Annotated in this window: 10 protein-coding genes, 1 tRNA gene and 5 pseudogenes; 8 read left to right on the forward strand and 8 right to left on the reverse strand. The window is 54.0% G+C overall.

Going from position 1 to position 14,365, the window contains the following annotated elements:
- Together HMPREF2692_RS12975 and HMPREF2692_RS07180 are read left to right on the forward strand one after the other, a co-directional pair.
- Nucleotides 1-764, forward strand: a pseudogene (locus HMPREF2692_RS12975) (IS256 family transposase); the annotation flags it as partial.
- Nucleotides 765-888: 124 nt separating this feature from the next.
- Nucleotides 889-1,518 (forward strand): hypothetical protein, encoded by a 630-nt coding sequence (locus HMPREF2692_RS07180; RefSeq protein ID WP_070823233.1) that lies wholly within the window; start codon nucleotides 889-891, stop codon nucleotides 1,516-1,518.
- Between the two features lie 13 nt (nucleotides 1,519-1,531).
- Here HMPREF2692_RS07180 and HMPREF2692_RS13550 read toward each other — a convergent pair whose 3' ends face one another.
- The 4 genes and pseudogenes from HMPREF2692_RS13550 to HMPREF2692_RS07195 form a co-directional block, all read right to left on the reverse strand.
- Nucleotides 1,532-1,675, reverse strand: coding sequence for a tryptophan-rich sensory protein (locus HMPREF2692_RS13550; protein WP_083281246.1), 144 nt, complete (start codon nucleotides 1,673-1,675; stop codon nucleotides 1,532-1,534).
- Nucleotides 1,672-1,731, reverse strand: a pseudogene (locus HMPREF2692_RS13555) (tryptophan-rich sensory protein); the annotation flags it as partial. The pseudogene HMPREF2692_RS13555 and the gene HMPREF2692_RS13550, both read right to left, overlap by 4 nt.
- Before the next feature lie 592 nt (nucleotides 1,732-2,323).
- Nucleotides 2,324-2,845 carry an excalibur calcium-binding domain-containing protein gene (locus HMPREF2692_RS13375; protein WP_070731574.1) on the reverse strand — a complete coding sequence of 174 codons (522 nt, stop codon included), beginning with the start codon at nucleotides 2,843-2,845 and terminating at the stop codon, nucleotides 2,324-2,326.
- 93 nt (nucleotides 2,846-2,938) lie between these two features.
- Nucleotides 2,939-3,012, reverse strand: a tRNA-Ile gene (locus HMPREF2692_RS07195).
- Nucleotides 3,013-3,309: 297 nt separating this feature from the next.
- On the opposite strand from HMPREF2692_RS07195, the gene wecC reads away from it, so the two are divergent.
- The 5 genes from wecC (at nucleotide 3,310) to HMPREF2692_RS07220 (ending at nucleotide 11,269) form a co-directional block, all read left to right on the forward strand.
- A complete protein-coding gene (wecC, locus tag HMPREF2692_RS07200; protein WP_070823237.1) occupies nucleotides 3,310-4,566 on the forward strand; it encodes a UDP-N-acetyl-D-mannosamine dehydrogenase in 1,257 nt (418 codons plus the stop codon).
- A 123-nt stretch (nucleotides 4,567-4,689) separates the two neighbouring features.
- Nucleotides 4,690-5,115 (forward strand): hypothetical protein, encoded by a 426-nt coding sequence (locus tag HMPREF2692_RS07205; RefSeq protein WP_070823240.1) that lies wholly within the window; start codon nucleotides 4,690-4,692, stop codon nucleotides 5,113-5,115.
- Nucleotides 5,116-5,121: 6 nt separating this feature from the next.
- Nucleotides 5,122-6,750 (forward strand): hypothetical protein, encoded by a 1,629-nt coding sequence (locus HMPREF2692_RS07210; protein WP_062043760.1) that lies wholly within the window; start codon nucleotides 5,122-5,124, stop codon nucleotides 6,748-6,750.
- Between the two features lie 2 nt (nucleotides 6,751-6,752).
- Nucleotides 6,753-7,307, forward strand: coding sequence for a hypothetical protein (locus HMPREF2692_RS07215; protein ID WP_062043758.1), 555 nt, complete (start codon nucleotides 6,753-6,755; stop codon nucleotides 7,305-7,307).
- 2 nt (nucleotides 7,308-7,309) lie between these two features.
- On the forward strand, nucleotides 7,310-11,269 hold the full coding sequence (locus HMPREF2692_RS07220) for a glycosyltransferase family protein (RefSeq protein ID WP_070823243.1): 3,960 nt from the start codon (nucleotides 7,310-7,312) through the stop codon (nucleotides 11,267-11,269).
- A 224-nt stretch (nucleotides 11,270-11,493) separates the two neighbouring features.
- Here HMPREF2692_RS07220 and HMPREF2692_RS13380 read toward each other — a convergent pair.
- The 4 genes and pseudogenes from HMPREF2692_RS13380 to HMPREF2692_RS07235 all read right to left on the reverse strand — a co-directional run.
- Nucleotides 11,494-11,700, reverse strand: a pseudogene (locus HMPREF2692_RS13380) (transposase); the annotation flags it as partial.
- Nucleotides 11,655-11,939 (reverse strand): annotated as a pseudogene (locus HMPREF2692_RS07225) (hypothetical protein); the annotation flags it as partial. The pseudogenes HMPREF2692_RS07225 and HMPREF2692_RS13380, both read right to left, overlap by 46 nt.
- A 115-nt stretch (nucleotides 11,940-12,054) precedes the next feature.
- Nucleotides 12,055-12,822, reverse strand: a complete 768-nt coding sequence (locus HMPREF2692_RS07230) for an ATP-binding protein (protein WP_070823248.1) — start codon at nucleotides 12,820-12,822, stop codon at nucleotides 12,055-12,057.
- A 6-nt stretch (nucleotides 12,823-12,828) separates the two neighbouring features.
- The gene (locus HMPREF2692_RS07235) at nucleotides 12,829-14,058 is read right to left on the reverse strand and encodes a Mu transposase domain-containing protein (RefSeq protein WP_070823251.1); all 1,230 of its coding nucleotides are present in this window, start codon (nucleotides 14,056-14,058) and stop codon (nucleotides 12,829-12,831) included.
- 99 nt (nucleotides 14,059-14,157) lie between these two features.
- Here HMPREF2692_RS07235 and HMPREF2692_RS07240 point away from each other — a divergent pair.
- A pseudogene (locus tag HMPREF2692_RS07240) lies at nucleotides 14,158-14,365 on the forward strand (IS256 family transposase); the annotation flags it as partial.

Here is a 14,365-nt window from a genome sequence, read left to right on the forward strand (position 1 = left end):
AAATGCCTAGGAACAAAACTCGGGGCACTTCACTGGGTGATCAACAAGTCTGCCTACATGGCCATCGGCGTTGATATCGAAGCAAACAAGCACATCTTGGGACTATGGATAGCTAAAGAAGAAGGAGCGTCGTTTTGGGCACAAGTGAGCTCTAACTTGTCGAACCGTGGGGTTAAGAACGTCTTAATTGTCTGCTGTGATGGGCTGAAAGGCTTACCTGACTCGGTCGCCTGGTTTCATGGTGCAAACCTGTGTCGTGCGCCTGATTCGTGCCGCCAACCGGTGGGTAGCCTACGGGGACCGGAAGAAAGTGTCAGCGGCGTTGAAGAAAATCTACACCGCCCCAGATGAGGCCAGTGCTGCCGCGGCGTTGGAGGAATTTGCAGGCTCTGAGCTGGGTGAGAAATGCCCCGGTCCGTTAAAGTCTGGCAGGACGCGTGGGAGCGGTTCGTGCAGTTTTTACAGTTTCCTTCGGCGGCGAGGAAAGTCATCTACACGACGAACTCTATCGGATCGTTTAACAATGAGCTGCGTAAAGTCACCCGCAACCGAGTGTTATTTACCAACGACGACTCCGCGCTAAAGAGACTGTGGTTGATGATCTGCACTATTGAAGACAAACGCGCTGATCAACGCGCCAAGAAAGGAAGCGGGCCGCAGCGTCAGCAAGCCGACTTGTCGAGGGCGGAAAGGTTTCCGGCTGGAAGCAAGCCATCAACCAAATGGCTGTGGCCTACCCCGACCGCTTCAATAAATACCTCTAAGAAAACCAAACCCCACACAAAAACTTGACACGCTCCGCGAAGCCGGATTTAGGCAAGGAACGCACGTAGGGGAAGATTCCCCATTTTCCCACAGTGCGCTGTGCAATCGGCTTAGATTACTCCTATGCACAAACTCTCTTCTCGCCTACTTTCCCTGTCCTTTGCAGCAACGCTTCTTCTGACCGGCTGCAGCAACAACAGCGAGGATTCTGCCCAGACACTGCCGGAAACCTCCTTTTCTCAAGCTGCCGGCGCTACGCAATCCGATGCCCGTTCAACCTCCAGCGAAAACGCGGCAAAGGAACATCAAGGTCCACAGCCAACTCTGGGCAATAGCGGCGAGGGCGCCAACGCCCAAGACGCTAGCGGGGCTGCCGCAAATCCAGATACCCAGTCTGGCAGCAACACCTATCCCAACGGCGATGCCATCGCTTCAACCGACTGCTACGACTTCCCCGCAGACATCACCGTTCGCCCTGGCAGCATGAGTTCCTGTGCCTATGTAGCGGAGCTCTATAAGGCAGCAACCGCAGCGACCTACACCTATGGTCCATACAAACCTCAAGTCACTTCCGTCCCGAAAACGACCGTGACAGTCACCAGCCCAACCACTGGCCAGACCTACAACGTCGATTGCCGCATCGGTTCCGCTGGCGACACCCTTACCTGCGAAAAAGACGGCGATCGCAACTCCGGCGCTTCATTTAGCGTAAATAGCGGGCCGTTCTGGCATGGCCGGGTCACAATCCTCTAGCGCAGTCGCAGTGCTAGTGTCTGCGATTCAATCGCGCAATCTCCGCACTGAGCACGGTGGCAAAGCCCGTCCATGCCGCATAGGGTGCTAGCAACGCACCGCGCTCAGGTGCGGACTTCCAGGCGCGACGAACTAAATCCGCAGAGCTTGCGGTCAGCGCACCGGCCCATACAGCGCAGTCCAGACAATTGGGAACGCGATGGCCGGCGGCTGCCAGTTCGGGAGTTTGAGGCTGCGGTAGTGGCGGCTATCTCTTCCAGGTCGCGCTCCTTGGCCACAGTATTGTGCAGCAGACTGCCGATGAGCGGCTCCGCCAGGCCCGTCTTAATCGGCGTCACCAAAGCAATCCACCGAGCAGCCAACTCCGGGGTGGTCACCGGCGCGGAGAACGCCAAGCGCGGCAACAAACCTTCCGTCTTCGCGTACTCCTTCATCATGAAGGCGTATTCCAGAGTGTCCGGGCCGCCAATATCGAAAGTGCGATTCGCATCAGCTGGTAGCTCCGCCGCGCTAGCCAGGTAGAAGACCACATCGCGCACCGAAATCGGCGTAATCTCATGGCGAATCCAATCCGGACCAATAGCGCCCTGCAGACGCTCCGAGAGCTCTTCATCCGAAGGACGCAGCCCACCCAAGAACACGATGCGCCCAATTTCCTGTTCTTCTACCACCACGCTCCACCTTGTCTGGAGCACCGGCATGGCGTTCCTGCTGCCACTATTTATCAACTAGGCAGGCACGACAAGAAAGGGCACATGCTTGGCGACGCCGCGCAAATGCCTTCTCCTTAACAGTTGCCGTTTAGCTAGTTTTCACAAGCTACGCCGTCACCGTCGCGATCGAGATCGGAGCTGTAGCCAGGATCTCCCGCATAGATCGGGGCTGCACCAGCAGCACGAACCGCTGCACAGTTCGGATAGTAAGCAGCCGCTGGCGCCGGCGCTGGAGCCTGCTGTTCCTCAACAGCTGGTGCTTCCGGAGCCGGCTGTTCAACGTAGGCGCCTGCATCAGGATCGACATTTGCATCGACGCCCGCTGGTGGAGCCAAAAATGCTTCTTGTTGCTGGACGGTTTCTTCCGTTACCTGAGCCGGACTTACCTCTAGCTGTGCTGCCGGTTCCGTCGGTGAGGGGGTTCCTTCAGAAGCTGGCGTAGAAGAAGAAGTCGTGGAAGTAGCCGAGCTAGAGGAGGAAATGGTGGTCTGCGATGTCGTCGCCGTTGTCGTTGGCTCCGACGTGGGCTGAGAATCTGAATCTCCTCCACCGCAGCCTACAAGTAGTGTGGCAGCGCCCAGAGTAGTTACCATCAAACCAAGAGAGCGAGACATCGGGAGAACCTCCGAAAGAGAAGAAATAAATCTTCTTCAGATTACAAAGGCTCCCCCTGTGCGCTGGCACTTTGTGATAAGAATCCCAAAGGGTGGGGCCACCGGGGCTCGAACCCGGGACCAGCGGATTATGAGTCCGCGGCTCTAACCGACTGAGCTATAGCCCCTAATTGCATGCTGGGATGCTCACCTAGAATACATGCACGGTGTAAGACTCCCACACACGACCCTTAAACTGCCTGCCCGTTATAAAATCTCAGAATTGAATCCCCCGCCTTAAGGCATTGTTTAAGCCGAATTAACCCAGTGACACAAAGCATCTAACAGTTCCGAGCGCTCGTCACCTCATTTTCTCCCTACATCAAAAAAAGACGAATAAAAAGTGCTAAGTTCTTCCTGTTAGCCGTTTCTTCCACACGGGACTCGGTTTCAAAACTGCACGCAGGTAGGTTAGGAACTCCAAAATGACAAAACAGAAAGTTGCATTCGTCGGACTTGGCTACATTGGCCTTCCAACGGCTGTAGTAATGGCAAACTCCGGTGTTGACGTAACGGGAGTCGACGTAAATGCTGCAAACGTGGAGAAAATCAACCGCGGTGAAGTGACTATCGTCGAGCCAGGCCTCCAGGAAGAATTGAATGAGGCACTTTCTTCCGGTCGTTTCCGCGCTACCACTGAGCAGGTTCACGCCGATGCTTACATCATCGCGGTTCCAACCCCGTTCACCGATTCCTACGACGTTGACATGAAGTTCATCTACTCGGCGGCAGAGGCAATCGCCCCTCAGCTTGTTGGCGATGAACTCATTGTTCTCGAGTCCACCTCTCCTCCACAGACCACCGCAAAGATGGCTGAGCGTATTCTCGAAATCCGCACTGACCTCGTTGCTGATGGCGCCGACAATCCTGATGACAAGCCAGTCATATATTTCGCACACTGCCCTGAGCGCATCCTCCCTGGGTACGCAATGGAAGAATTGCGCACGAATGACCGTATTATTGGCGGCCAAACCCCAGAGGCCACCCGCCGCGCAACCGAGATTTACGCAACCTTCTGCAAGGGCGAGCTTCTGCCGACCAACGATGTCACCGCCGAAATGGCAAAGCTTACGGAGAACTCTTTCCGCGACGTCAACATCGCCTTCGCGAACGAACTCTCCCTCATCAGCGACAAGCTGGGCATCGACGTCTGGGAGCTCATTAACCTTGCAAACCACCACCCACGTGTGAACATCCTGCAACCAGGCCCTGGCGTCGGCGGCCACTGCATCGCAGTCGATCCGTGGTTCATCGTTGCCGCTGACCCGGAGAACTCGAAGCTGATCCACACCGCCCGCAAGGTCAACGACGGTAAGCCGGAATGGGTTAAGCAGAAGGTCAAGGAGGCTGTGGCAGAGTCCAATGCTTCCAAGATTGCTGTTTTCGGTCTGGCATTCAAGGCAGATATCGACGATCTGCGCGAGTCCCCGGCTCTTAACATCGCCGTCGATCTTGCAGAAGAACTCGAGGATAAGCAGATTCTCGCTGTCGAGCCAAACGTTAGCGAGCTTCCAAAGCGACTCAAGGGCTTCGATAACGTCGAATTGGTCAGCTACACCGACGCTCTCGAGCAGGCCGACGTCATCGTACTGCTCGTCGATCACAAGGAGTTTAAGGCCCTAGCCAACGACAAGTTCGAGGGAAAGAATGTTGTTGACACTAAGGGTCTGTTGAACCGTTAGTTCTGCTCGTCGTCATTCCTAGGCTGTTCTCGAAACTGCGCTTCGCAGTATGCCTAGGAATTACAATATGCAGCTATAGGTTGTTTTACGTCAGCTCCTATTCCACGAGGTATAAGGTCAACAATGAAAAATAAGGATCGTCTTCTCTACTTTGGCGTAGCGGGCGCCTCGATTTTCTCCGCACTTGTCTCAGGCATTTTGGCATTCGCTGGTCAGCCCAATTTTGCTCTCGCATTCCTAGCAATCGCGGTCATGTTACTTCCCGTCGTGAGCCACCTTCGAATGCGACGAATGCTGAGCAGCCTGCGCGCGCAACAACGCAATGGCTCCGTTGCATCCGCAGACCGTGCTATCGGCGACTCCATTAGCTCGCTCAACACACAGGTCAACCGTCTCTCGAACGAAGTCCAGACTCGCCTAACGAAACTCGAAGAAGAGGTCGAGAACAACCTCAAGGCTCCACAATTCGACAAGGCTGCCAATGAAGTTCGCCGCGAGTCCCGCATGATCCGTTTGATTGCTGAACGACTCAGTTCAAACCTGAATTAAAGCAATATGACCACCCACAATTCTCCTTTCGCCGAAGCCGCAACTTCGCCTTTCGCCGCAGTTAAGAATTGCGGGCAAGTTGCTGCACAAATTTTGCCGTCAGAGTTCCAAACAATGTTTGATCTTGAGACGGTTCGTTTCCAGTCTGAAGAAAATCTGCTCGAGCAAGTCTGCGCACTAGTAGATCCACTACAAGAAGCAATCAAGTTTGCGAACTCTTCAGAACTGCGTTCCACGGCGGAGCAAGCGCTCCGAGATCTAGTTTCCGCCGTTCGTCCTAAGCTCACGGCGGAGCCTGAAGCGCGTATCCGAACTACTGACTTCATCCAAACTCATTGCACGCAGTTTCCATGGGCTTTAGTTCAATCAGCCCCAAATGCACTCGCATTTCTATATAATTTCTCGCCTTTCCAGGACACAGGCGCAACCGTTGCTTCGAAGCGAATCAGAAATTTTGCTAAGACTTTTGATGTCGTAAGCTGTTCCTTCCTACATAAGAAGAAGATGGATGCAACGGTGGAGCGCATCGGTGATCCGTACATTCATGAAAAATACTTTCTTCCCATGAACGCGTCGTGGGCGTCTTGGGAACCGTTTATGGCCTTTGCAGAAAAGGCAGCTGCGTTCGCAGAGCAGCTGGTTGCTACCGGTAACCAGTATGAGATGTGCTATTCGCGCGCTATGTGGGCGCCTTCCATTTACGCCGGCATGCTCTTTAAGGAAGCACATCCAGAAGTCGAATGGGTCGTCGAATTTTCTGATCCGCTTTCACTAGACGTCGAGGGGCTCCCCCGCGGCGGTAAGGTTCCCGAGGATCGTTTCTCGGCGGCATGGCGTTCAAAGATCTCATTGGACTTTCCTGACTGCGAAGACGTCGATTTTACGGTCTTTTCCTTAGCTGAATACTTAGCGTATTCGTTCGCTGACCAAATCATTTTCACGAATAGCAATCAAAAGATCACAATGCTCGAGTGCATCGAGTCTCCTGCACTTAGAGAACGAATCGAAAAGATTTCGGTAGTAAGCAATCACCCCACCCTGCCGCGCGATTTTTACCTCGCTGAGCCTTCTAACTACGAGGTTGATGACACAAAGCTGAATCTGGGTTACTTCGGTGAGTTTTATTCCAGCCGAAGCATCCACGAAGTCACTTCGGCAATGCGCAGCCTTCCGCCGCATCTTCGCAAGCGCGTTAATCTGCATGTGTTCACGAACTATATTCCTGCTAGTGAAGGCAACCAGCGCCCACGTAACTTCTCTAAGGCCCAGTTCGATGCACTAGTCAAGCGCGCTTACGAAGGCGTTGGTGCGTGGGGCATCGAAGATAACGTACGCTTTAACGCTTCATTGCCTTATCTCAAGTTCCTTGGAACGACAGAAAAGCTCGACTACCTGATTGTTAATGACGCGTCCTCAGGCGAACACCATTCGGTGAACCCTTATTTACCGTCAAAGTGGAGCGACTACGCAGGTTCTTCGGCTTCGACTTGGGCGTTCGTGGAAGAAGGCTCAATTTTATCGAGTAAGCCTGCTACCGTTCACTCCCCCGTAGGTGACGCGTACGCAGCACGACAAACGCTGTGGCAGCTAATTGAAGAAAAGTTCCCAGAACTTTGTGATTCGGAGATCGACTAACGATGAGTAACAACCTCGGTGACATCACCAGCCTGTTAGAAAAGTTAGGCCGTGCCTCGACGCCAGCAGTTAAGGAAAGCGGCTACGGCATCTCCCTTATCGAATTAATCGGCGGCGCTGCTAAGCCCAGCTCTGACAATGCGACCCTCGTGATCGCCCCGCAATGGGTGCTCGATGAATGGCCGCGCGAGATTTCTGAGCCTGTAAGTTGCGTGCCAGGTATTGCGCAGCAGCAAGCAATGTCTGCACAGATCAGTTCAATGTTCATTCATCCCGAAGCTTTCACGTCAGGGGTATGGCTCAACTCCCACACAGGAGCAAACCATCATCTCGCACAAGAAATCTTTGATGCTGGCCGCGAGCTTCGCGCACGTGGACGCAACGTCCTAGTTCTAAATGGCGACTTCCTTAATGCCCAGCATGACTCGGCTCTGATCCGCGCCACCTGCACGGTGCAACTTGACGACATACCAGAAGAAGACCTCGAAGAGCAGGCACCACAATCGCCTCTGTGGAACTGGCTCATTTCCTTAAACGAAAAGAATGGTGAGGAGTAAAAATGACTGAACCATCTCAGGCCCCAAAGGCCAAGATCCTCCTTGCCGCAGATTTACCAATAGCACACTCAAATACAGCTACGGAGTGGCTAACGCACTTGGCTGAGTCTTTTGCTTCCCCGGCTGTCGACGTAGTCTTGCTCATGAACGTCGAGTACACCGACGACTTTGAGCCGTTTGCACAGAATCTTGAAGACAACGGTGTCGAAATGATCTGGCCGAAAGACACCGATGAAAGTTTCTTCACCGAAGGCCGTATCGATGCCCGCTACCTTGCACGCGATGTAGTTCGTATTGGTTCTTCGAACCAATACGATGTGGTCCTGACGCAGGGTCTTCTTCTCTCGCGTACGACGTCGGCCTCGGGTCGACTCCAGGCAAAGCATTGGGCGCTTATCGACGACGATCCGCTCAAACCCAAGGCACTTTCGCTTAATGACTTTAAGGTCGTCGAACAAATCGCCACAAAGTGCAAACTGATTTTCACTTCTTCGAACGACGTGCGTGCTTCCATCGATTCACGATGCGCCGTCGCCACTTCGAAAACCCGAGTCTTCCCTTCCGTCTTTGGTGCTTTTGGCCAATTACAGCAAATCGCGATTGAGGAACATCTGAGCTATGAAGGTACGCAAACCGTAGTTCTAGACGCGGGAACGTGGGCGGAATACACCGAATTGCTGGATATTTCAGCAATCATCGAATCCGCGCGTAACCACAAGTCCCCCACGCGCGTTATCGTCGTCAACAGCCAGGTCGAGCAAAACTCCCTACCGGAAAAGAACTCTGGCCTGCCTTTGGCAGAATTCCAAGATTATCCCGGCGTATCCTATTCAACTGGTTACGGCTTGGATGCGCATATTAATGATGCAGTCTTGTTAGTCCCTGCATCTATCGACTGGGAACTGAACTCGGTCCTGTGGCATCGCGTAGCCACAAAGGCACGTGCAGTTGTGACCATCAATGACGTCTTAACGTCGCTAACTAGCCACTCCCTAGCTCAGTATCACGCGCATGCAGCAGTCGAGGGTTCGACTTCGGAACAAGATTTTGCTAGCGCATTCGGGTCAGATTTGCCGGACTACCTTGCAGTCCCTCGCCAAGAAAATCCAACGAAGGTGCTCCTCGCGGGCGCTGATTTTAAGTTTGCCGGCGATCTTGTGGACACCTTGATTCAGCGTAAGGATATCGAGGTCAAGGTCGATCTTTTCGAGGCTAATGCAAAGCCACAGCCGGATAAGAGTAAGCTGCTGCTTCCCTGGGCAGACGTCATTATCGCCGAATTCGCGTCTAAGAATGCGATTTGGTATTCACATAACATTCAGCCTCACCAGAAGCTCATTGTGCACTTGCACGGTTACGAACTTCTCCAAGACTGGATCACGGAGCTCGATATTGATAACTGCTCAGCGATCGTGGTGGCCTCCGAGTTCTACCGTCAGCGTGCCATCGAGATGCGTGGGTGGCCTGAAGAAAAGCTGCTGGTCGTTTCCAACAGCGTTGCTGCCGTCGACCTCACCCGTAAGAAAAATCCTGAGGCTCGTTTCCACATCGGTATCGTAGGCATTGTCCCTATCCTCAAACGTCCAGACAGGGCATTGGATCTGCTTGAAAAGCTTCTTGCAGTCGATGACCGTTTCGTGCTGCACATCAAGGGACACTCGCCATGGAACTACGCCTGGGAGTGGAAGAAGGCTGCCCACCAAGACTCTTATCGTCAGTTCTACGCTCGAATCGGCGCCAACCCGGACTTGCTCAGCCACATTGCGTTTGAGCCATTTTCGCCAGACGTAGGCAACTGGCTTTCTAAGATTGGTTGGCTCCTGTCCACCTCTACCCGCGAGACTTTCCACCTCTCGGCGATTGAAGGCTCCATTAGCGGTGCGGTGCCGATCGCTTGGCGCCGCGATGGGTCAGAAGAGATCATTGGCACGGACTACAACGTCGATTCGACTGACGAAGCTGTAGCCATGATTCTGAAACACGCTGCCACCGAGGAAGCTTTCGCAGCAGCTTCCGCTGCTGCAATCCAGAACGGCAAGCGTTACGATGTAGAAAAGGTACGCGCCGATTGGCTTACTCTCATCTTTAGCCTTCACAACGATAAGCGTGCAAACATCCACGGCGTTGAGATGACCCCGGCTGAAGCCAAGGTTTTCCGAACTGTCTCTGCGCACTTAGAACGACAGGATTTCGAGTCGGCACTTGCCGTACTCGATGAAAACATCCCTCTCACCCGCGATGCTAAGGGCCCTCTCAAGGACCTCGAGCTTTATGCTCGCGGTTGTGCAGCCGCGGACGAGCGCCGTATTGGGTCCTATTTCGAGGGGCAACGCCAGGAACCGAAGTTTGCCCACCCACTGCATATTCGTGTCCAAGACTCTGCGAACGACGTCTTGACGCTTGCAGGTGCGGATCGAACTTTGCTTGAGATACAGCCGTTTAACCTGCTTCGCGACAATTACCAAGCTCCGAAGTTCACGACCGATATCTTGCCGGACCATGGGCATCGAAAAGCTGGCTTCGTCCGTAACCTTCGTTTCGACCGCTGGGCACAGCTCATCAAGGCTAGTATCAACCAAGAATTGGCTGACACTGACAGCGACAGCATCATTGTCGCAGGGCCTTGGTGGTTGGCGTATCCGGCCATCATGGCTGCGAATCAATCGGACTTGTCGGTCATGTGGGTCATAGACGACTCTGAGTCTCTTGAATGGATCGACAGTGTCTCCCACGGTGAGATGAAGACTCAGTTTGCCGCAAACTTAGCATTTGAGGCCTACCGCGCAGCTACCGCGACTTTCGCAGCCGATGCGTCCATGGTTCCTGAGCAGTTCCCATTGGGCCTTCTCAATGGCGTTCTATCAGAGGATCCTTCTGCTCCTTTGGCTGTATCTCCTCGCCAACTTCGCGAAATTCTCGCTGACCCGGATCAATTGCTCAAACAGACAGCAGTCAGCGTTTCGGGTGCCGTTAAGAACACGCAGACGCCTTCGTTCGCTCAAAAGCCCTTGGCACAGCTCAAGGTGGGTATCTTTGGTCAAGCTCCCCAGCTATCGAGTGCCTTGAATAACGCGTCTGTTTCTGTCGTCAGCATCACGTCAGAAGGCTTCCTCGAAGAAGTAAGCAGCCAGCTCGACGCTGTTTTTGTCATTGGTACTGTCCCTGGCAAGTTGTCTAAGCCAATGAAATCAGCTCTATGCGCCGCGAAGGAGACTGCGACAACCGTCGCCGCAAAGCTCTTCGATCGCTGCCGCGTGGTGGGCGTCCCTGGTATCTTCCTTTGGCAAGATTCCGAGATCATTCCGTCTCAGCTCATTGCTAGTGCGCGCAAGGCCGACTCTGTAGCAACAGCGTGGTTGCCGAGTTTGTTGCCTCTTCTCGAGCTTCACCCGACTGCAATCCGTGGCATTGCGCAGGTAAACACCTCTGCTTCGCAGATTTCTGCAATTTACGAGGTCATGAGAAGCTGCAATGTGTCGGTCTTTGAACCAAGCCTGGAAGAGAAGGGCACCGGCAAACCGATGCAGCAACATTCCGATGCGCCTGTAATCGAAGAGAGCAGTTCCAACGAAGCAGACCTGCCAAATGAGAAGGTACTGCTAATCCCAACGAAGGTCCCCTTTGAATTCGACCTGACCTCAATTGTGGCTCGTTCCGAAATGCCTGCATCATTGTTGGACCTGCCCGAAATGACTGCACGCCCATCAGGTGCTGTCTCCCTCCATGACCTGGAAAAACTTATCGAGAGTTCAGACTCACGCTACGTCTACTTCATCGATCCAGGCGATGGCGATGCCATTAGTTCTCTCCTGCACGCGTGGCTCAACGCCGACGACACAGGAACAGCGCTTCCCGAATCTGCAAGTACTGTCAACAACTGCGAAGAATTATATCGAGAACTGGAAGCCCACACAGTCATCTCGAGCGAAACTCTGTCTGCTTGGCTCTCGAAGCGCAAATAATGACTCTAAAGCCAATAGAGACGACAAATTGCAGTATTTCTGGTTGAGGTTCCAGTTATGGAACCTCAACCAGAAATACTGTCAAGGGGCGTTCATCTTTACAAGACTCCCCACAGTATGGCCTGAGTGGTCAAGTCCGCGTAGGTGGTGTATTAGTTCTTTCGAATCGTCGGTGATCTGTTAGCAGGGATCGGGTCCGGCACGGGCCTGGGTGTGGTTGGCCATTAGGCTGCAATCTCCTTGCCTGCCGGGGTGGTGGCGTCGGCGTCGATGACAGTGTCTGTAGACAACGCCTTGGTTTGCCCTAGGCTTATCAACGGTATGTAGCATTTCTGCTGAATCCACTCATCATGCTGGTCAGCAAGGACGGCCCCGACTAAGCGAATCAAAGCATCACGGTAGGGGAAAATCCAGACAACATCAGCGCGATGATTTTCTTCAACGCCGAGTACAACGCCGAGCCGTACGTTGCATCGCGCAACCCGAAATCTACATTTGTTGGAATGTAGCCACCCGGGTTACCCAAATCATGGCGCTTGTCCTCATGCACCACCACATGCACCGAATGGCCCTCAGAAATCATCAGCTCAATCGCATCCGTCAACTGCAGCTCCCCGCCCTTACGCGGCTCAATACGGTACAACGCGTCGAAAATACCGCGGTTGCTGAGAGCGGCTTGTTGGTAGGGGTGTTGCGGAACGGTGGTAGGGCTGGATTCCGACTAGGTGGTAGGGCCGGGCCGCTGGCCCTGTTGGGGCCAGCGGCCGGGCTTCTAATCCGATCGACTACTCGTTGGCGCCATATGTGGCGCTTGCCAGGTGTTGGCGCATGTCGTAGTCGCCGAGTTCGATGCGCTGTCCGGCATTGAGTCTGCTGACCAGTGAGTCCGCGCCGATGGGGTCGGGTAGTTTCTTCACCCAGTAGGCGGCGGTTGTCTGGGAGACGATGATGGTCGGCAGTCTGCCGTCGCGGTCGAATATGATCTTGGTTAGGTCTTCTTGTCCGCGCTGGTTGATTCCTATGGTCAGGAAATCATCGAGGATGAGTACATCAATGTTTTGTAGCTTGCGCATTTTAGCTACATAGCGTTCATCTGCTGGCAGGAAGGCCCCTAATTCATCGACGAGCTGATCCAGCCGGTAGTACGCGACACTGTATTCAGCCTGGCAAGCAGCAATACCGATAGCGCAGGCGATGTAGGTTTTACCCGCACCGGTGGGCGCTAGGACGTGCACATTGGAAGGTTCGTCGCGCCAGGGTGTTGCGGCTAGTCGTTTGAGCTGGCGTAGATTCAACCCTCGTTCATCTGGGTTGATCAGCTCGGCGAGTGTTGCTCCCGGATAGCGGAATTTCGCCTGGGTGATGGCTTTTGCGATGTTGGTTTGCCGGCGCTTGGCCGCGGTTTCTTCCACGGCTTTGAGGAGGATTTCCTCCGGTAGAGCGGTGTTGGCGTCATCGGCGGCGACTAGGTCGAAAAAGATATCAGCGAAGGTGGAAAGACGCAGTTTACGCAGTGTAGCTCGGATGTCATCGTCAAGGTTGATGGTGGTCATGATGGTCTAGGCCTCCTTCTTCGGGATGTCGTAGTGGCTGGCTGGGCGCAGGAATACTGCATCAGGGATTGCGGTGATATCCACAATGCGCGACTGGGCGTGATCGGCCTGGACGGCTGGCGTTTGGTTGAGGGTGTGACCGTTGCGGGCGATGTCGGCCTGAATCCGCGCGATGACCTGCATGTTGGGTGCCAGGCTATGGTCAATGACTTGCTGGCAGGCAGGCTCAAGCGTGGTCTTGTTGTGCTTGTTGCCCAGCTTGACGAGCACGTTGCGGGCAGTGTGTAGCCCGCGGGGTACGGCTTTGGCGTTGCGTTCCAAAATTGAGGAGACGACCTTGGTCGTTGCCGGCCCAAATGATGATGCTCGAGCAAGCAGCTCGTCACGGGTAAGAGGTTTGACCCCGGCAATGTCCTTATCCGGGGTATGGGCTGGGTCAGTGCAATAGCGGTACTTGAACCCGTGCATACGTGAGTGCTCTGCGACTAGGTCGTCGCCGTCGAAGATGCTCACCAGGCTGTTGGTCAGCCGTGCCCGCAGGGTTTTGCCGATGTATTGGAACGGCACTGAGTAGTACTGGTAGTCGCAGCAGATGTGCCAGTTACGGTCGACTTTGACGTTTCGCCAGGACACTTCCGTAAACGGGGTATCTGGTAAGTCACGCATCATGGGCGCTTCATCAGCATCAAACAACTCTTTACGGGTTATCCCATCGGGCCTAGGCATATTCATGTTGATGTCGTCGACGCGCTGGGCGATAGCCTCATTGAGTTCATCAAGACTGTAGAAGGTGATCCCATCGAAGTAGCCGAGGATGCGCGAGTAGACGAGTTGGACGGCGCGTTCCACAGCGGCCTTATCCCGAGGTTTTCCAGGTCGGGCCGGTACGAGCAGGATGTCGTAGTAGTCGGCGAAGTCCGCGTAGCGTTGTTGAATGCGCCGGCCGGGCTTGTTCTTCACCGGCCGATAAGTCGCGGTCGGTGCGTTGTCAGGAACGATGATGCCAGGGCATTTACCGAGGTAGTCTAAGGCTTTCACATGGCAGGAAATCCAGTTGTCCATCTTCTCGTTAGCTGTTGCTGTCACAAACAACAGTGAAGAATAGGGGCAGATGGCCACGAATAAGCTGGCTTTCATGCCGACTTCACCGATGGCCTTGTCAATGATGGAAACCTTGTCGCCGGCCCAGTCGACATAGAGTTCCTGGCCTGGCTCGTGTTCGATAATCGAGGTCATTCCAGTGGTGCGGATGTGGGTGCGCAGGCGTTCGCAAAACTGGAGAGTGTCTGATGGTTTGTGTGTGGGATTCCATCCCGAATAAGGAGATAAGCCAGAATGACTACTGTGGCACGACGAGACCCGGCTGATAAGGCCAAGATTGATGCAATTGAGAAAAAGCTTCTTGCTAACCCTGAAATCGCGAAGCTGATCGACGAATTGGGCACTTCCACCTCGGATGCCAATGACCTGGTGCGCGGCATGTTGCAAGCCTCTATCACCAGAGGTTTGAATGCTGAGATGGATGCCCACCTCGGCTATCAAT

The organism is Corynebacterium sp. HMSC036D03 (genome assembly GCF_001836185.1).
GTDB classification, from domain to species: Bacteria; Actinomycetota; Actinomycetes; order Mycobacteriales; family Mycobacteriaceae; genus Corynebacterium; species Corynebacterium simulans.